Genomic DNA, 18,604 nt, shown 5'->3' with positions numbered 1-18,604 from the left:
CGCGTCATGGCCAGGGCAAAACGGTTCGGAATCAAGAAGCGCGAGAAGGGGATCAACGTCACCCCGTTCGTCGACGTGCTGTTGGTGGTGCTGGTGATCTTCATTCTCACCAGCAACGCCAGCATCCCCGGGATCGAGGTCAACCTGCCCAAGGCGAGCAACAGCACCGCGCTGGAGAAGCCCAAGACCAAGGCGATCACGATCGACACCACTGGACAGGTGTTCCTTGACGCCTATCCGGTCAGCCTGGCCGAGCTGGAAGACCGCCTGCGCACCGAGAAGGCGACCAACCCCGACTTCCCGGTGATCGTGCGCGGCGATGCCCAGGTGCAGTACGCACGCGTGGTCGAGGTACTCGACCTGCTGCGCCGGATCGAGCTGAGCCAGGTGGGCCTGGTGACCGGCAAGGTGCAGGGATAACCCCGATGCCCGGCACCCGCTCCCCCGAGACTGGCCGACCACCCGGGCGCAAGCCGTGGCTGGTCACCGCCGTGCTGTGCGTCCTTGCGTTCCTGTTGCTGGCCGGGCTGCTCGGGTGGCTGCTGACCAAGGACACCGCCAGCACCCGCCGACCGGTGACGCCGCCGCAGATGCTCGCCCTGCCGCCGCCACCCCCACCGCCGCCACCGCCGCCGGAACCTCCACCGGAGCCGGAGACGCCGCCGGAAGAGACCGTCCCTGAGCCCGATACGGTCGAGCCAGTCCCTGCGGAGGAGCCGCAACCGACGCCGGATACGGCCGACCCGGTCAGCATGGATACCGACGCGCAGGCCGGCACCGACAACTTCGGCATCCGCACCGGCAGCGGCGGTGGCATGAGCGGCACCGGTGCCGGTGGTGCAGGCAACGCGACCTACGGCCGCTACCTGGGTTACGTGATGCAGCAGGCCATCGCGCGCGATGACCGGTTGAAGAAGCTGGCCTTCCGGCTGCAGGTCGACGTGTGGATGTCGCCGGATGGCCGCATCACCCGGGTCGAACTCAACCGTGGCAGCGGCAACGACCAGGCCGATGAGGCCGTCGTGGAAGCGCTGCGCCGGCTGGGCCAGGTGGACCAACGACCACCGGCATCGCTGACCTTCCCGGCGCGCGTGCTGGTCCAGGGGCGCCGCCCCGGTGCCTGACTTCCGTCGACTTCCCTGTTTTCCCTTTGCAGCGAGATCCGTGATGAACATCCGCAACCGCACTCCGAACGCGATCCCCACGCGCCCCCTGCGCCCCCTGCGCCCGCTGCGACGGGCGCTGCTGTGCTGTGCCGTACTGCTGGCGATGGGTGCACCGGCGGGGGCCATGGCCGCCGAGGAAACCACCATGGTCAAGCTGATCCGTGGCCTGATCGCCAGCGGCGCGCTGCGTCCCGAAGATGGCCAGGCCCTGCTGCTGCAGGCGCAGGCTGAAGCGGCGGAAGCGAGCTCGGCACGCGCCGCTGCCAGTGCCGCGCCCGCCGCTGCCAGCACCGGCGGTGTAGCGCTGGAGCCGGGCGACGTGCGCGTTCCCTACATCCCGCAGCACGTGCGCGATGGCATCCGCGACGAAGTCCGCACCGAAGTGTTGACCCAGGCGCAGCAGGAGGGGTGGGCCGCACCCCACGAGGTGGCCGACTGGACCAAGCGGATCAAGGTGAGCGGCGACATGCGCGTCCGCAGCGAATCGCGTTTCTATTCGGACAGCAACAGCGACATCGAGATCGACTGGGCAGCAATCAACGACGGCAGCGGCTACGACACCAACCCGAACACCAACCTGGGGTTGCCGCCGCTGCGCAACACCCGCCAGGACCGCCGCAACCTGTGGCGCATCCGCGCCCGGTTGGGAGTGGAGGCCGACATCAGTGAAAGCACCCGCGCCGGCGTACGCCTGGCCAGTGGCAGCAACAGCGGCCCGGTGTCCACCACCGAACAGCTCGGCGGCGGCCTGGAGAAGAAGGACCTCTGGCTGGACCAGGCGTGGCTCTCGTATGCCCCCACGTACTGGGCCACGATCAGGGGCGGCCGCTTCGGCAATCCGTTCTGGTCCAGCGACACGCTGTTCTCCGCGGACCTCAATGTCGACGGACTGGCAGCGAATTTCGTCACGCCCTGGTTGAATTCGGGTGCGCTGTCGGTGTTCGGCACCCTGGCGGTGGTGCCGCTGGAGTACACCTCCGACAACTCGCCGAGCCAGAGCCAGGTGAAGACCCCCAACGAGAACAAGTGGCTGAGCGGCGCACAGGTCGGCGCGGACTGGCGCTTCAACGAGCAGAACACGCTGCGCGCGGCCGTGGCCTACTACGACTACAAGAACGTCAGCGGCAAGGTCTCCTCGCCGTGCCTGCTGTACGCGGGCGCCGCCGGCTGCGACACCGACTGGTCGCGCCCGGCGTTCATGCAGAAGGGCAACACCCTGATGCTCATCCGTGACATCGCCCTGAATCCGCTGGACCCGGCCAACACGCCCACGCCGCAGTATGTGGGCTTGGCGTCGCCGTTCCGGCTGGCCGACGTGAACCTGCGCTGGGACACGGCGTTGAGCTACACGCTCAACATGCGCCTGGAGGCCGACTACATCCGCAACCTGGCCTACGACCGCAACGCCATGTTCGCCCGCGCCAACGGCGGCATCGTCAACAACTTCGGCAATGGCGGCGCGACCACGGCGGACACGTTCCGCAGTGGCGACACCGCCTGGATGCTGCAGGCGACCTTCGGCGCCGTCGAGCTGAAGCAGAAGGGCCAATGGCAGGCACTGCTGGGCTACAAGCGGATCGACCCGGATGCGCTGCCCGATGCGTACAACGACCCCAATTTCCATCTGGGCGGCACCAACGCGCGCGGCTACTACGTCGGCGGCGCGTACGCGTTCGACCAGCGCAGCTGGATCAGCGGCAAGTGGATGGCGGCCAAGGAAGTGTTCGGGCCGCCGCTGGCCATCGACGTGTTCCAGCTGGAGTTCAACACCGGCTTCTGAGCCGGCAGTGGCCACCATCGCACCACGGGAGGGAAGGATGAATCGCCGAAAACTGTTCGAGAGCGTGGTGGCACAGGACCCGTCGCCAGGCGAGGGGCCGGCGTATGTGTCGGTACAGAACCTGCGCCAGCACCTGGCCGAGTTCCTGCTGTACGCCGGTCGCCCGGTGGTGATCATGCGCGGGCGCAGCGAGGTCGGCTATTTCCTGCCGGCCCGCTGCTGGCGCCAGCGCGAGGAAGACCCGGCGGCTGCGGCGGCCACGCGGGAGATGCTGGCCGCTGCGGGTTACCAGCCCGAAGACGTCGACCGTTCCGAGCGCGAGTACGCGCGGATGCGCGAGCGCACCATCATCCATCCGAGGCATCCGCGTTGACGTGGTCACTGCGTCGTGTCGTCGGCCTTGGTCACGCGGCAGCGCTGAGGCACGGGGCAGGCGGCACCGCACAGCAACAGCGTCACCGTCAGCAGCACATGCGCGCTTGCGTAGCCCGCCGTGGAGCCGGGGGAACCGCTGCTGGAAGATCCGCATAGCATGGCGACCAGCGCCGCGCCTATCGCGGCACCCAGCAAGGTAACCACGCGCGTCAGTGAGCTTGCCTGCGCGACTTGAGGGCCTGCCAGGCCTCCGTAAGCACTGGACATGGCCAGGATGGTCAGGACGCCAATACCCGCGCCCCGTAACACCATGCCCACCGCCATGATCGGCAGATCGTCGACCCAGGGTGGGAGCAGCAGGAGGGAGCCCACCACTGCCAGCAGCACGCAGCTCTGTGCAACGCGCAGGTCGCCGCAGTGGCGCGCGGCCATGGGAAGCAGCTGGCGTGCGACGAGCATGCCGACGCCGTGCAGCGCCAACAGCAGGCCGGTCATGCCCAACCCGTGGTGACCGAGCTGGGTCAGATACAGGGGGAACAGGAACAACCCGCCGTAGTACCCGACGCTGGAGAGAAACAGCAGACCACAGGAACGCCGGAACGGAGCGTGCGCGTATAACCGAATGTCCAGAATCGCATTGCCAGGCGTTCGCCAGGCATGCACTGGAAAGGCTAGCAGTGCGGCGGATCCCAGCAGTCCGGAGACCCAGGGCGATCCTGTAGTGGAAGCCACTGTCGACAGGCTGTAGATACAGCCAACCAAGCCCAGCCCGAGTAGCACGAACCCTGTCATATCAAGATCGGTGCGATGGCCGTCGCGGATGTCCGGGATCGCTCGGCAGGTCAGGTGCAAGGCCAGAAGCCCAATGGGAACATGCGCCCAGAAGATCACTCTCCAGTCGACCAGCAGCAGCGAGGCGCCGCCCACCAATGGGCCCAGGATAGGTACAAGCACGGAAGGAATGGACATGGCGGACAAGGCACCACGGGTCTTGCGCTGGCCCAGGGCTGTGACCACGATAGTCTGCATCGTCGGAAGCATGATGCCGGTTGCGATGCCCTGCAGTGCTCTGGAGAGGATGAGCATCTCGGCTGTCCAGGCGACCGCACAGAGGCAGGCGCCGGCAAGAAACAACCAGAGTCCGGCCAGCCACACCGACCTGGCGCCCATGCGACCGCAGAGCCACGCGGAAAGCGGCACGGCGGTAGCGGCAGCGAGGGTATACGCGGTGATCACCCATTGCATCTGCGACAGCGGAGCGCCCAGTGCGTGCCCAATGTCCTGCAGCGCAATGTTGAGCAGGGTGGCGTCCAGCAACGGAAGCACCGCGCCAAACATCAGCGCATAGACAAGGGGGCGATCCACCGGTGCGAGCAGTTCGTCTGGCGTGCCTTCGGTGGTTTTTACGGGTGCGACGGATTGCATTGATGGTCTTCCTGATGGCGAAAAGACATCTGCATTTCCATCGCGTAGTGCTGAAAACGTGGTGCAGAGCGCGGGAGGAGAATAGGGGGGCGTGGTACCGTCCGCTATCCAGAACGTCGCGTTTGTTGTCGAAATCATGTCAAGCAGAGGATCGACAAGACGCAGAATCGAGCCGCAATCAGGAGATCCATTTTCTCCCAGTAGGGAATTCCCGATTCGGTGCGTGGTACGAGCGCATTCGGCGCAGACGGAAGTCCAGGTTCACAGCCACCCCTGGGCTCAGATGGTCTTCTCGGAGCACGGGACCGTTCGGGTGCAGGCCGACCGCAAGATGTTCACCGTTCCCCCTTGGAGCGCGGTCTGGATTCCTGCCGGAACGTTGCACCTGGCGGTTGTGGCGCAGGAGGCAACGCTGATCGCAGTGCATCTGCTCTGCGATCCCGGTGGCAGGCGTGATCAGGACGGCTGGAGGGTCTGCCAGGTGCTCCAGGTACGACCGCTTCTACGTGAGCTGGTGAAGGCGATCTGCGAGGACGAACGTGGCGCGCTGCCGTCGGAGCGGTATGCAAGCGTAGTCGAGCTGGTGATGATCGAGTTGCGCACGGCGCCGCGTGTCGCACTTGGCGTTTCAATGCCTGAGGACAAACGGCTGCGTTCTGTGTGCGACGCCTTCCTGGCCGACGCCAGGCAGGATCGCGCTCTCGCTGAGGTTGCGAGCGGCGCGGGTGCCAGTGTCAGCACGATCCATCGTCTGTTCCAGTCAGAGCTGGGGTGCAGCTTTGCAGGATGGCGCAAGCAGGTCTTGCTGGCGCGCGCGTTTGCCTTGGCGGCGGAGGGATCCTCCGTCAGCCAGATTGCCATGGATCTGGGCTACAGCAGTGTCAGTTCATTCTCTTACATGGTCACGCAGATGCTTGGGCTGCCACCCAGCAAGGTGCTGGGGCGCCAACGCTAACCGCCGCTCTTGGGCTTGTACTGGCAGCGCGGATACCCCGAGCACGACGAAAACTCACCGTAAGGCCCGCTGCGCTGCACGATCACCCCGCCATCGCAGGCGGGGCAGGCCTGCTCGCGGATCGGCTCGCCGTTGATCGCCGTCACGCTGAGCGCGCCGTCGTGGACCAGCTCGCTGAGGAACGACGAGCGCTTGCCCTGCACGGTGAACATCGCCACCGAGCGTCGCGCGCGGGTCAACGCCACATAGAACAGCCGGCGCTCCTCGCCCAGCGGGTAGGTGTCGGCGTGTGGCATGGCCAGACCCAGTACCGGATCATCGGCGCGGGCGCTGGGGAAGCTGCGCTCCAGCATCGCCGGCAGGATGACGATGTCCGCCTCGGCGCCCTTGGAACGGTGCGCGGTGTGGAAGCTCAGCTCCAGGTGCGCGCCGAAGCGTGACGCCCAATGCGCGGGCAGGTACGCGCGGTCGGCGTTGTAGCGACCCAGCACGAACACCGACAACTTTCCGTTCCTGCCCGCCGGGATCGCGCCGCTCTGCAGTTGCTGCTGCAGCCGCTGCAGATACTGGTAGATCGCGTCCTGCAGGCGGTCGCGGGTGGCCACCTGGAACGCCTGCAGCACCGGCCCGTGCGCAGGGGCGAGTGAACGCACCTGCTTGGCGATCTGCGCCGGGTTCTTCGACACGAAGCGGCTGGAGGCATCGCACAAGGCCTGCGGGCAACGGAACGTCTGCTCCAGGTGCATCACCTGGGCCGGGCCAAAGGTCTCGTTGAACGCGGTCATCACGCTTACATCGGCGCCGGCGAAGCGGTTGATCGACTGCCAGTCGTCGCCCACCGCGAACAGGTGGCGGCCGGGTGCCTGCACCAGTGCCCGGCACAGCCGCGCGCGGGCGCGTGAGGCGTCCTGGAACTCGTCGGCCATCACCAGCAGGTAGGGCGAGGCATAGCGACCGCTTTCGAGGTACTCCGCCGCCTGGTTGAGCATGTCCTCGAAATCGATCGCGTTTTCGGCGGCCAGCGCGTCGTCCCAGGCGTGCAGGATCGGCGTGGCCAGTTCCAGGAACAGGCGGTAGCGGTGCTTGAAGCGGTCTTCGGGAAACAGCCGCAGGCGCTCGGCCATGTCGGCCACGCCCAGGCCGTTGCTCTTGGCGTGGCTGATGAAGGTGCGCACCAGGCCGATCAGCTCGGTGTCCGGCATCGGCTTTGCGCCGTCGTCGGGCAACTCGCGGTCGGGGTGCGGGTCCAGCGTCAGCCCGTGACGCGACAGCGCTTCGCCCAGCACCTCAAACAGCGCGCCGCTGCGCAGCTGCTGCGAATAGGTGTCGAGGTGGGTGGCGGAGTGGTCCCGAACGGAGGCGGTGCCATCGGCCTCCGCGTCCAACCGGTGCCTGTGGTACAGCGCGGTGCCGGGATAGAAGAAGTCGGCGCCGCCCGGGTTGAATGTGTCGGTCGCTGTATCCAGCGTGGGGTGGGCTTCATAGGTGTAGTCCACGCCGTTGTAGAACAGCCAGTCGGCAATCACGCACTCTTCGATGTTGCGCACGCGCTCGCCGCGCAGCGTGCGCACGTAGCGGTTGCCCTCGGTGTCCCAGCCATCGGCGACCGGCGCTTCGCCCTGCATCGGCAGGTCGCGGCCGAACACCAGCCGGAACAGGTCCCACTGCGTGCGGAAGTGCAGGGAGCGGTCCTTGAGCCGGTCGATGATGTCGGCCAGCTGATGGAAGCCCTGCGCCGCATCCACGGCCCAGCCGGGTACCTCGGGCATGCGGCCGGTCACCTTGCCGATGATCTGCCGCCCCAGCGCATGGAAGGTGCGCGCCTGCACGCCCTCGGCGGCCATGCCCAGGCGCTGGAACGCGGCGTCGGTGCGCTGCTGCAGCTCGGTGGCCGCTTCCTTGTTGAAGGCGAGCATGACGATCTGGTCGGCAGCCGCCAGGCCGCGATCGATGGCGTAGGCGGCCTTGGCCACCATCGTGGAGGTCTTGCCCGAGCCCGCGGCAGCCACCACCAGCATGCGGCTGTCGAAGCAGATCACCGCGCGGGCCTGCTCCGCCGTCAGCGGCTGGCGCTCGACGTGGTCGAGCAGGTCGGCGGCGTCGCGTTGTTCGCGCTGCAGGTGCGCGTCGTTGCGCGCCGTCCACAGCGCGGGCCAGTCGCCCGACCAGCGCAGCAGGTCGTTCTCGATCTCCGAGGCCGCTCCGTCGAGCTGCGGGCGCAGTGCCGGGTCGTCGAACACCGCCCACAGGGCTTCGTCGTCCAGCGGCAGGGCGGGGCGCTGCTGCAGCAGGGTCTGCTGCTGCTCAAGGGTGAGCCAGCGCCGCTGTGCGTCGGCGCGCTCCAGCACGGTGTCGGCCTGGCCCAGCCAGTCGCGGAGCTGTGCCAGTGCTTCATTGGCATCGGCCAGCCGGCGGTCCTGTTGACGCGCCTGGGCGCTGACAGACCATAGCGCGTGCAGCGCGTCTGCCTGCGCATTCGGCAGGCCGCCCAGCTGAAGATCGCCGTCTTCAGTGGCAATGCGAAGCGTGCTCCACACCGGGCCGCGCTGCAGGCGCCACGCGTCTGACGCGGCAATGGCCAGCGTGTAGACCTGGTCGTCGACGGTCAGCTCGAAGCGATCATCCAGGCGACGCAGGCGCCAGTCCGGCGAACGCGAGAGGCGGCGGCCCCAGGGGGAAGGGGACCAGTCGTGCGTCATCACTACATCCAGAATGCGGGCAGGGCGGCGGCGCGGGTCGCGCGCCGGTGAAACGATCAGGGCGTCATGATAGGAAAAACCAAACGAAAAAACCCCGCCGCGGCGGGGTCTCTTCAGGTTGTGGCTATCGGCGTCGCTCAGCGATCGCAGGCCACCGCGGCATTCGTGCGCGACTGCCGTTCCACCAGTACGGCCACGCCCCACAGCAGCAGGCCGCCCAGTGCGGTGGCCGCGCCGACATAGCCGGTCACGGCCGGGCTGAAGCCGGCGCCGATGGCCATGCCGCCGAACCACGGGCCCAGCGCATTGGCCGTATTGAAGGCGGCATGGTTGGAGGCGGCGGCCAGCGTCTGCGCCTCGCCGGCCACGTCCATCAGGCGGGTCTGCAGCACGGCGGCCAGTGCGCCCATGGTGCCGACCGCGACGATCATCGGAAAGATGCTCCACGCCGAGGTGGCCGCCAGCGGGTAGGCCAGCAGCACCGCGATCGACCACACCAGCACCAGGCCGGCGGCGCGGAACTGGAAGCGGTCCACCAGCCAACCGCCGGCAACGTTGCCGATGATCGCGCCGACACCGAAGATGCCCACGGCCACCGGCATCCACGATTCGGCCAGGCCGGTCACCTGCACCAGCGTCGGCGCGAGGTAGGTGAACACACAGAACATGCCGGCAAAACCGATCGAGCCGATCGCCAGCGCCAGCCACACCTGCGGGCGGTTGAAGGCACGCAGTTCGCGCATCGGCGAGGTGCGCACCTCGTCCGGATCGGGCAGCAGGAAGCGCGCGATCATCAGCACCGTGGCAATGGCCAGCACGCTGACCAGCGCGAAGGCGGTCCGCCAGCTCAGCTGCTGGCCCAGCCAGGTGGTGAGCGGGTTGCCCACCAGAATGGCCACCGACAGGCCCAGCAGCACCTTGGACATCGCCGCGCCGCGCTGGGCGGGCGGGCTGATGGCCGCGGCCACCAGCATCGCCACGCCGAAGTAGGCGCCATGCGGCAGGCCGGCCACGAAGCGGGCAATCAGCATGGTGGTGTAGTCCGGCGCCAGCGCGCTGGCCAGGTTGCCCACCGCGTAGAAGCCCATCAGGCCCAGCAGCAGGGTGCGGCGGGCATAGCCGGCGCCGGCGAAGGCCAGCACCGGGGCGCCGACCACCACGCCGACGGCGTAGGCGCTGATCAGGTGACCCACCTGGGTTTCGCTGATCGACAGCCCGCGGCTGATCTCCAGCATCAGCCCCATGCTGGCGAATTCGCTGGTGCCAATGGCGAAGCCGCCCAGCGACAAGGCCAGGATGATCAGCGTGCGCTCGCGCGCGGTCAGGCGGGCGGCCAGGGGAAGGGTGGTGGGGCTCATCGGGGCAATGGATCGGATAACGGGCGGCAATTGTACTGCTGCGGTGCACCATTCAGCTTAATCAGGCCCAATTCCGTCTGGAATGCTGTGGTCCGCAGGGGGAACTGCCGGGCCGCCGGCATTTCACGCGGCGCAGCGGACCGGGAGGCACGCTGGAGCTCCCCCTCGCACGCGTGCCCGAAGATGCAGCTCACGGCCAACTTCACCCTCGACGAATTGACCCGCACGACCACCGGGCTGCCGAACGTGCCCAACCGCAGTGAGCGTGCCGCGCTGCTGGCATTGGCCGAACATGTGCTGCAGCCATTGCGTGATGCGCTCGGTCAACCGGTGCTTGTGACATCGGGCTTTCGCTCGACGGCGGTCAACCGCGCGGTGGGCGGCGTGCCCAGCAGCCAGCATCGATCGGGGCAGGCCGCCGACATCCACGTCAGCGGCATGACGGCGATGGCGTTGGCGCGACGCATTGTCGCGCTCGGCCTGCCGTTCGATCAGCTCATCGAGGAATTTGGCCAGTGGGTCCATGTGTCCTACGGACCGCTGCAGCGTCGTCAACAACTCATCGCCGTGCGTCGTGAGGGGCGTACGCGCTATCTGCAGGGCGTGACGTGACGCATTGATCGCGATCCCGTTCCATTGTCCCACCACGCGCACCATTCACACGATACATGCGTCTACACACTTGTATTGTCAGGAATTTCTTATTGGCAGATTACGCATGGTGCATTAGCATGCGGGCCACTGACGTCATCCGGGGAGCGTGCGTGATGGTCGAGTACCCTCATGCATTGCGGGTGGAAGGCAGGTTTCAACTGGTTGCTCTTACCACTTCGCCGGTCTACAACCCGGCCGATGTGGTTGGCTACGCCGTTTTTGACTCTGACGGAACGCGGCTGACCGATGTACTGTCGCTTGAACAGGCGCACGCGTACTGGTTGGAGCTGCTCGAAGAGGAAAAAGCGGTTCGCTTGAGCGATGAAACGACAGAAACGCGTCCGCTGCCACGAAGGCGCAGACGCTAGACGTAGCGCCTTGGGGCGCGTCATGGAGGATTGGGTTTGTCCACGCAGAAGATTGTTGTCACCGCTGTCGTCGTCCTGTTGACCGCGCTTGTCGGCTACTGCCTCGCCGGGTATCTCACCCTGCTGTTCCTGCGTCTGGACACCGGGTTGTTCAGCTGGAACACCTATTACCAGTACATCCAGGCCATGGATCAGCCGGCGGTCGCACCGTACCTGACCAAGATCAAGGCCGCAGGTGCCGTAGGCTTCGGGCTGCCGGCATTGCTCTGCCTGGTGGTGCTGTTTCTCATGTTCAAGCCCAAGAAGAAGTCGCTGCACGGTGATGCGCGCTTCGCGGCCGCCTCGGACCTGGCCAAGCATGGGCTGTTCAAGAAGTCCGACAACGGCATCGTGGTCGGCAGCTTCGGTGGCAAGCTGGTGCGGCTCAGTGGCCAGCAGTTCGTGATCCTGGCTGCGCCGACCCGTTCGGGCAAGGGCGTGGGCGTGGTGATTCCCAACCTGCTCGAGTACGGCGAATCCGTCGTGGTGCTGGACATCAAGCAGGAAAACTTCGACCTCACCAGTGGCTGGCGCGCCGGTCAGGGCCATGAGGTGTTCCTGTTCAATCCGTTCGCCGAAGACCGCCGCACCCATCGCTGGAATCCGCTCAGCTACGTCTCCGACGACCAGGCGTTCCGCGTCTCGGAGCTGATGAGCATCGCCGCGATGCTGTATCCGGACGGCTCGGACGACCAGAAATTCTGGATCAGCCAAGCCCGCAATGCGTTCATGGCCTTCGCGCTGTACCTGTTCGAGAACTGGGACGACGAGCGCCGCATGGGCTTCCCTGGCGGGCAGGGCACGCCGACGCTGGGCGCCATCTACCGGCTGTCCACCGGCGACGGCAGCGACCTCAAGAAGTACCTCAAGGCGTTGTCGGAGCAGAAGTTCCTCAGCGGCAACGCGCGTTCGGCGTTCGCCAACATGTTGTCGCAGGCCGATGAAACGTTCGCCTCGATCATGGGCACGTTCAAGGAGCCGCTGAACGCCTGGATCAACCCGGTGCTGGACAAGGCCACCAGCGCCAACGACTTCCTGCTCACCGACCTGCGCAAGAAGAAGATGACGATCTACATCGGCATCCAGCCCAACAAGCTGGCCGAGAGCCGCCTGATCATCAACCTGTTCTTCAGCCAGATCATCAACCTCAACACCAAGGAACTGCCCAAGTCCAACCCGGACCTGAAGTACCAGTGCCTGCTGTTGATGGACGAATTCACCGCCATCGGCAAGGTCGACATCATCGCCTCGGCCGTGTCCTACATGGCCGGTTACAACGTGCGCCTGCTGCCGATCATCCAGAGCATGGCCCAGCTCGATGCCACCTACGGCAAGGATGTGTCGCGCACCATCATCACCAACCACGCCCTGCAGATCCTGTACGCGCCGCGCGAACAGCAGGACGCCAACGACTATTCGGAAATGCTCGGCTACACCACCGTGCGCAAGAAGAACGTGACCCATGCGCGTGAGAAGACCCACAGCTTCACCGAGGAACGGCGTGCGCTGATGCTGCCGCAGGAGCTCAAGGCCATGGGCAACGACCATGAGGTGTTCCTGTACGAAGGCATTCCGCACCCGGTGAAATGCGACAAGATCAAGTATTACCAGGACCGTTATTTCACGTCTCGGCTGCTGCCGAAGACCGCAGTGCCGATGCTGGACCTGTAAGCGTCTCGCGTGAAAACGTGTGACGTGCGTCAAAAAAAATGCAGATGAGTGTGTGTGAACGTTAAAAATTTGTCAGGTTTGACGTTGATTTGACGCGAAGATGTGTCATCGTATTTGTGATGGACGTTCCATACGTCATGAATTTGTTGTTGAGTACAGTGCTGGAAGACATGCACTGAAGTACACCAAGAGGAACATGGATGGCTTTTCTCGGGTTGAGGGGTGGAGGCGCAGGGGCCGAACACGCGTTCGGGGCGTCTACACACCAGACGGGGCGGGGGCCCGGTTGCACCAGTGAAAGGTGTTGCAGCTTGCATCCAACGTTGGTTCGTCGTGCCTGACAACAGGCTGCGACGGGTCGATGCGTTGCCGTCATTTCCGGGGTAAAAGCCGCTATTCCGTACGTCATAGGGAAGTCCGTATGAAGCAAGCGTTTCTGTCAAAGGGTTGCACCGTTGCCATCATCGCCGCCGTGGTGCTGCTGGCCGGTTGCGCAACCAAGCCCGCACCGGATTTCGGTGGCCGCTGGAAGCCGGTGAATCGTTTCGCCAGCACCACCATGGAAATTCCGCTGTACTCCAGCTACGTGTACCAGGCCTCGCCCATGGACGGCACCTTGAAGTCCATGCTCGAACGCTGGGCCAAGGATTCCGGGATGACGCTGGATTACCGCATCACCTCGGATTACACGCTGTACGGCGCGGTGGCCAAGATCGTCACGACCAATCCGCAGCAGGCGGTGATCGACCTCAGCTCCGCGTATGCAGGGCAGGGCGTGTCGATCTCCATCGTCGGCAACCAGATCGTGGTGCAAGTGGCCGCTCCGTCCACCGCCTCGTCCGGTAGCGCCGACGCCTCCAGCGGAAGCTGAGCGGGTAGGCATCAGGCAACCGCGGTGTTCCCGGCGCGCGGCGCCGGGGTATCGCGCCCATTGATATTCCAGCAGTACGGATGAATTCCATGTTCCGAAAGAAGGACGCAGGCAACAGCCCGAAAGTGGACCAGGCCGTCGCGAAAGCGGTGAGCTACGAGGTCACGGTGGCCGACCTCGCACGCCGCAGCGAGCGCCGTGCCTGGTGGGTGGCGGGTTCATCGCTGGTGATGTCGCTGGCCCTGGCCGGTGGCTACTACTACATGCTGCCGCTGAAGGAGAAGGTTCCGTTCCTGGTGATGGCCGATGCCTACAGCGGTACGGCCACGGTGGCCAGGCTGACCGGCAACTTCGAAGGGCAGACCATCACCGCCAGCGATGCGATCAACCGCAGCAACGTGGCGCAGTACGTCATGGCGCGCGAGTCGTACGACTTCGCCGTGATGGGCCTGCGCGACTGGCAGCTGGTGCACGTGATGTCCAGCAAGCCGGTCAGTGACGCGGTGCGCGCACGCTACGCGGGCAACAACCCGCAGAGCCCGATCGTGCTGTACGGCAAGGAGCGCGCCATCCGGGTGAAGATTCTCAGCATCACCCCGCTCGAAGCCCAGCCCAACGGTGGCTTCCGCGGCGCGTCGGTGCGCATCCAGCGCAGCATCTACGACAAGATCAAGAGCACCACCAATTACCTGGACAACCAGCTGGTGACGCTGCGTTTCCGCTACGACGGCAAGCTGGCCTTGTCCGAGCAGGAGCGCATCCTCAACCCGCTGGGCATGGAAGTGTTCGAGTACCGCGTGGACAATGATTACTCCCGTGGCATCCCGGGCCCGGACGACGCTGCCCTGCAGCAGCAGTCCGACCAGGCCCAGGACGCCGCATACGCCGCCGCCCAGGCTGCTGCCGCCGCACCTGCGATCGACCCGGTCACCGGCCAGCCGGTCGCGGCGCCGCAGGGCTACCCGCAGGGGCAGCCGATGCAGGGACAACCCTACCCAGGGCAGCAGGTGCCACAGGGCGCCTATCCGGCACAGCCGGGCCAGGGACAACAGATGCAAGGGCAGCCGATGCCCGGGCAACCGGCCATGAGGCCGGCTCAAGGAAATTCCACCGGAACTGCTGATGGAGCAAGCACCCGATGAGTAGTCGAAAGGTACAAGGAGGAGCATTGGCCGTCGTGTCGATGCTGTCGTTGATGTTCTCCGCAGGTGCGTCTGCACAGGCAGTGGACCACTACGAATACGAGCAGGACCGCATCTATCCGGTGCGCACCGGCCTGGGTCTGACCACCCAGATCGAATTGAGCCCGAACGAGAAGATCCTCGACTACAGCACCGGCTTCAGCACCGGCTGGGAGCTGACCCGTCGCGAGAACGTGTTCTATCTCAAGCCGAAGAACGTCGACGTCGACACCAACATGATGGTGCGCACCGAGACCCATTCGTACATCTTCGAACTGAAGGTGGTCGCCACGGATTGGCGTCAGCTGGAACAGGCCCGCCGCGCCGGCGTGCAGTACAAGATCGCCTTCACCTACCCCAGCGATACCGAATTCGGCGTCGCCCAGACGGCGGTGCAGGAAGAGGCCAAGCCGCTGCTCAGCACGGAGCTGGCAAAGGACCGCCAGTACAACTTCGATTACTCCTACTCCACCCGTCGCGCCAAGAAGATGGGCTGGTTGATCCCGGTCAACGTGTATGACGACAGCCGCTTTACCTACGTGAAGCTGCCGAACTCCCCCGAGTACAAGACCGGTATCTTCCCGGCCGTATTCGGTCGCGATGAGGAGTACGGTGAGGAATACGTGGTCAACACCACCGTGGAAGGCAACACCCTCATCGTCCATGGGACCTACCCGTATCTGGTGGTGCGCCACGGCGACAACGTTGTCGGCCTGCGAAGGAACGTGAAGAAATGAGCCAGCACAACACTCCGGGCAATGACCCGAACGACATTCGAGACGACGGCCAGCGCGAGTATGGCGTCGGCCAGGGCGGGGTAGACCCCTCCAACCCGTACTTCGGCAATGCCCATGCCGCGCAGGCACCGGATCTGGATGCCGGCGCCCCGCAGCTGCGCTCTGCCGAAGAACAGCGCCTGAACCGCAAGGCGCTCGCCTTCATGGGCGGCATCCTGGTGTTGCTGGTGGCCATGGGCTTCCTGCTGTTCCGCAAGAACAGCGGCGACGAGCCGGCCAAGAAGCAGGCCGAAACCACCCGCGCGTCGGCGCCTGAAATGCCGCGCCTGGGGCCGGACACGAGTACGCCGCCGCTCCCGAGTGACGTGCAGCCGATCCCGATGCTGCCGCCGCTGCCGGAAGAAGACACCCGCGCCAGCCGCATGGCGGCGATGACGCCGCCGATGCAGGAACGCGAGATCGACCGCGGTCCGACCCTGATGGACCGCCGTATCGGCGGTGGTGCAGGCGTAGGCAACGGCGATGGCGACGGCGCAGGCGGGCCGGGTGCGAACGACGAATACAGCAAGATGATGATGGCCGCCCTCCAGGCCAGCAACGGCGGTCAGCCGGCGGCGCCGGAGCGCGTGCGTCGTGGTCCGGACGTGGACGATGTGTCCAACGCGTCGTTCATTCGTTCGCCGGATGCGCTGCTGGTGCGTGGCACCTACCTGCGCTGCATCCTGGAAACCCGCATCATCAGCGACTTCGCCGGCTACACCTCGTGCCTGCTGACCGAGCCGGTGTACTCCATCAACGGCCGCACGCTGCTGCTGCCCAAGGGTTCCAAGATCTACGGTTCCTACGGTGGCGGCCCGATCGGCGACCGCGTCGAAGTGATCTGGGACCGTGTCACCACGCCCAACGGCATCGACGTGGCCATGTCCAGCCCGGGTATCGATGGTCTGGGTGGCGCCGGCATGCCGGGCCAGTACTCCGCGCACTGGGGCAGCCGCATCGCCTCGGCGCTGATGATCAGCCTGCTGGCCGACGCCTTCAAGTACGCCGCGGCCGAACACGGCCCGGAGAGCACGACCATCACCAACAGCGGCATGGCGGTGCAGTCGCCGTATGAAAGCGCGACCGCGCGCCAGATGGAACGCCTGGCCGGTGAGGCGCTGAGCCAGCGTCGTCCGCCGACCGTAACGATCAACCAGGGTACGCGCATCAACGTGTATGTCGCCAAGGATGTCGACTTCAGCCAAGTGCTGCGTAGCCGGTAACGAAGTGACCTGACCATGGACGCAGAAGTGGCCCCCATCGCCCAAGTCTCCAGTGATTTCCTGCGCTATCAGTACGAAGTGCTGGGAATTGCCGAGTACATGAGCTCGCCGGAAGTGACGGAAATCTGCATCAACCGTCCCGGCGAGCTGTACCTGGAAACCCGGGCGGGGTGGGAGCGCGTGGACGTGCCGGGCCTGACCTTCGAACGGGCCCGGCAGTTCTGCACGGCGGTGGTGAACGAGAGCAACACCGGCCAGCGTATTACCGACGCTGACCCGGTGGTGTCGCTCACCTTCCCGACCGGGCAGCGCGCCCAGTTCGTGATCCCGCCGGCCTGCGACGCCGGCAAGGTGTCGATCACGATCCGTCTGCCGTCCAAGCACACCAAGACGCTCAGCCAGTACCACGAAGATGGGTTCTTCAACCAGATCCTCGAGCAGGACGGCAGCCTCAGCGAGCAGGACCGCGAGCTGGTGGAACTGCGTGCCTCGCGCGAGTACGCCGAATTCTTCCGGCGTGCGGTGAAGTACCGCAAGAACATCGTGGTGTCCGGCGCCACCGGTAGCGGCAAGACCACCTTCATGAAGGCGCTGGTCAACCACATTCCGGACAGCGAGCGCCTGGTCACCATCGAGGACGCCCGCGAGCTGTTCCTCACCCAGCCCAATGTGGTGCACCTGCTGTACTCCAAGGGCGGGCAGAGCACCAGCAACGTGACCGCCAAGAGCTGCATGGAGGCGTGCCTGCGCATGAAGCCCGAGCGCATCATCCTCGCCGAGCTGCGTGGCGATGAGGCGTTCTACTTCATCCGCAACTGCGCCTCTGGCCACCCCGGTTCGATCACCAGCTGCCACGCCGGCAGCCCCGAGCAGACCTGGGACCAGCTGGCCCTGATGGTGAAGGCATCCACCGAAGGCTCCGGCCTGGAGTTCGAGGTGATCAAGCGCCTGCTGATGATGACCATCGACATCGTGGTCCACATCAAGGCGCATGCCGGCTCGCGCTACATCACCGGTATCGACTTCAATCCCGGCCGTGCACAGGGAGGGCAGCACTGATGCTTCCAGGATTCGAAATGCTGGCCTGCCAGGACATGGCGGTGCCCATGGACGTCATGCAGCATGTGATCAACGTGGAATCCTCGCGCAACCCCTACGCCATCGGCGTGGTGGGCGGTGCGCTGGCGCGCCAGCCCAAGCAGCTGGACGAGGCGCTGGCCACGGTGCGCATGCTGGAAGAGAAGGGCTACAACTTCTCGGTCGGCCTGGCCCAGGTCAACCGCTACAACCTGCCCAAGTACGGCCTGGATTCGTACGAAAAGGCCTTCCGCCAGTGCGACAACCTGGTGGCCGGCTCGCGCATTCTCGCCGAGTGCTACAAGCGCTCGGGCGGCGACTGGGGCAAGTCGTTCAGCTGCTACTACTCGGGCAACTTCACCACCGGCTTCCGCCACGGCTACGTGCAGAAGATCTACGACTCCATCCAGCGCAGCCAGCGCGTGGCCGCGGCCGACGGCGTTGCGCCGATCAACGTCCTGCCGCGCAGCACCCGCCGCGAAGTGAAGATCGAGCACCACCCGCAGTTCGAGTCGGCCGCGCAGGGCCGTGTGGTCGCCCAGAGCGTGGCCGCCGCGCAGGCGCAGATCCAGGCGCTGCCGGATGACCCGGCACGTGCCTACGTCGTCTATCCGTCCACCTCCGCCATGGCGCGCGGCAGCCTGGTCAACCTCGCCGACGCCGCGCTGTCGCGGGTCGTGCTGGGCGCCGTGGATCGCGCCATGCCGCAGGCCGCGCCCGCGCCGCCGCAGCAGCAGGTGCGGATGCAGGCCCCGATCGCCGCGCCGCCACAGGGTGGCAGCGCCGAAGGCCCCGTCATGCTCAGGCCGTGGAGCGAGCGCAATGCGCCCGTACCCACGGCATCGTCAACCGCGCAATACACCCCGCCGGCCCCCGTGCCGGTGGCACCACCGGTTCCCGCAGGGGATGCAGCCTTCGTCTTCTGACGCAGGCGCGGCACGGTCAAGCCCCCGATTGGCCACTCAGTAATGCAAGCCCATCAACAA

The 18,604-nt window shown here is 65.8% G+C and carries 17 protein-coding genes; 14 read left to right on the top strand and 3 right to left on the bottom strand.

What is annotated here, in order from left to right:
• Positions 1-6 precede the first annotated feature (6 nt).
• The 4 genes from ACOZHM_RS02705 to ACOZHM_RS02690 are packed head-to-tail and all read left to right on the top strand — an operon-like array spanning position 7 to position 3,319.
• Positions 7-420: an ExbD/TolR family protein gene (locus ACOZHM_RS02705; protein WP_421567398.1), complete on the top strand. Its 414-nt coding sequence runs from the start codon at positions 7-9 to the stop codon at positions 418-420.
• A 5-nt stretch (positions 421-425) separates the two neighbouring features.
• Positions 426-1,124 (top strand): TonB family protein, encoded by a 699-nt coding sequence (locus tag ACOZHM_RS02700; protein ID WP_421567397.1) that lies wholly within the window; start codon positions 426-428, stop codon positions 1,122-1,124.
• Positions 1,125-1,167: 43 nt separating this feature from the next.
• Entirely contained in the window at positions 1,168-2,946 is a 1,779-nt protein-coding gene (locus ACOZHM_RS02695) for a putative porin (RefSeq protein ID WP_421567396.1), read from the top strand.
• 37 nt (positions 2,947-2,983) lie between these two features.
• Positions 2,984-3,319, top strand: a complete 336-nt coding sequence (locus tag ACOZHM_RS02690; RefSeq protein ID WP_421567395.1) for a hypothetical protein — start codon at positions 2,984-2,986, stop codon at positions 3,317-3,319.
• 5 nt (positions 3,320-3,324) lie between these two features.
• Here the strand turns inward: ACOZHM_RS02690 and ACOZHM_RS02685 are convergent, their stop codons facing one another.
• The gene (locus ACOZHM_RS02685) at positions 3,325-4,746 is read right to left on the bottom strand and encodes an MFS transporter (protein ID WP_421567394.1); all 1,422 of its coding nucleotides are present in this window, start codon (positions 4,744-4,746) and stop codon (positions 3,325-3,327) included.
• 136 nt (positions 4,747-4,882) lie between these two features.
• Here ACOZHM_RS02685 and ACOZHM_RS02680 point away from each other — a divergent pair, with 136 nt between their 5' ends.
• The gene (locus ACOZHM_RS02680) at positions 4,883-5,701 is read left to right on the top strand and encodes a helix-turn-helix domain-containing protein (RefSeq protein ID WP_421567479.1); all 819 of its coding nucleotides are present in this window, start codon (positions 4,883-4,885) and stop codon (positions 5,699-5,701) included.
• Here the strand turns inward: ACOZHM_RS02680 and ACOZHM_RS02675 are convergent.
• Positions 5,698-8,400, bottom strand: a complete 2,703-nt coding sequence (locus tag ACOZHM_RS02675) for a UvrD-helicase domain-containing protein (RefSeq protein WP_421567393.1) — start codon at positions 8,398-8,400, stop codon at positions 5,698-5,700. The genes ACOZHM_RS02680 and ACOZHM_RS02675 overlap by 4 nt on opposite strands.
• A gap of 137 nt (positions 8,401-8,537) precedes the next feature.
• Positions 8,538-9,758, bottom strand: coding sequence for an MFS transporter (locus ACOZHM_RS02670; RefSeq protein ID WP_421567392.1), 1,221 nt, complete (start codon positions 9,756-9,758; stop codon positions 8,538-8,540).
• Between the two features lie 183 nt (positions 9,759-9,941).
• On the opposite strand from ACOZHM_RS02670, the gene ACOZHM_RS02665 reads away from it, so the two are divergent.
• The 9 genes from ACOZHM_RS02665 (at position 9,942) to ACOZHM_RS02625 (ending at position 18,544) form a co-directional block, all read left to right on the top strand.
• Positions 9,942-10,370: a D-Ala-D-Ala carboxypeptidase family metallohydrolase gene (locus tag ACOZHM_RS02665; RefSeq protein WP_421567391.1), complete on the top strand. Its 429-nt coding sequence runs from the start codon at positions 9,942-9,944 to the stop codon at positions 10,368-10,370.
• Between the two features lie 155 nt (positions 10,371-10,525).
• Positions 10,526-10,780 (top strand): hypothetical protein, encoded by a 255-nt coding sequence (locus ACOZHM_RS02660; protein ID WP_421567390.1) that lies wholly within the window; start codon positions 10,526-10,528, stop codon positions 10,778-10,780.
• A gap of 36 nt (positions 10,781-10,816) precedes the next feature.
• Positions 10,817-12,490 (top strand): type IV secretory system conjugative DNA transfer family protein, encoded by a 1,674-nt coding sequence (locus ACOZHM_RS02655; protein ID WP_421567389.1) that lies wholly within the window; start codon positions 10,817-10,819, stop codon positions 12,488-12,490.
• Positions 12,491-12,911: 421 nt separating this feature from the next.
• Positions 12,912-13,361, top strand: a complete 450-nt coding sequence (locus tag ACOZHM_RS02650; protein ID WP_421567388.1) for a hypothetical protein — start codon at positions 12,912-12,914, stop codon at positions 13,359-13,361.
• Positions 13,362-13,450: 89 nt separating this feature from the next.
• Positions 13,451-14,503: a virB8 family protein gene (locus ACOZHM_RS02645; protein WP_421567387.1), complete on the top strand. Its 1,053-nt coding sequence runs from the start codon at positions 13,451-13,453 to the stop codon at positions 14,501-14,503.
• On the top strand, positions 14,500-15,279 hold the full coding sequence (locus ACOZHM_RS02640) for a TrbG/VirB9 family P-type conjugative transfer protein (protein ID WP_421567386.1): 780 nt from the start codon (positions 14,500-14,502) through the stop codon (positions 15,277-15,279). Before ACOZHM_RS02645 ends, ACOZHM_RS02640 begins: the two co-directional genes overlap by 4 nt.
• The gene (locus tag ACOZHM_RS02635; RefSeq protein ID WP_421567385.1) at positions 15,276-16,541 is read left to right on the top strand and encodes a TrbI/VirB10 family protein; all 1,266 of its coding nucleotides are present in this window, start codon (positions 15,276-15,278) and stop codon (positions 16,539-16,541) included. Before ACOZHM_RS02640 ends, ACOZHM_RS02635 begins: the two co-directional genes overlap by 4 nt.
• Before the next feature lie 15 nt (positions 16,542-16,556).
• A complete protein-coding gene (gene virB11 / locus ACOZHM_RS02630; RefSeq protein WP_421567384.1) occupies positions 16,557-17,600 on the top strand; it encodes a P-type DNA transfer ATPase VirB11 in 1,044 nt (347 codons plus the stop codon).
• On the top strand, positions 17,600-18,544 hold the full coding sequence (locus ACOZHM_RS02625; RefSeq protein ID WP_421567383.1) for a lytic transglycosylase domain-containing protein: 945 nt from the start codon (positions 17,600-17,602) through the stop codon (positions 18,542-18,544). Before virB11 ends, ACOZHM_RS02625 begins: the two co-directional genes overlap by 1 nt.
• Positions 18,545-18,604: the final 60 nt, after the last annotated feature.

It is taken from the genome of Stenotrophomonas sp. PD6, assembly GCF_049199305.1.
In the GTDB taxonomy this organism is placed as follows: domain Bacteria; phylum Pseudomonadota; class Gammaproteobacteria; order Xanthomonadales; family Xanthomonadaceae; genus Stenotrophomonas.
Note: the sequence above shows the minus strand (reverse complement) of the source record. Positions and strands in the feature narration are given on the sequence as shown.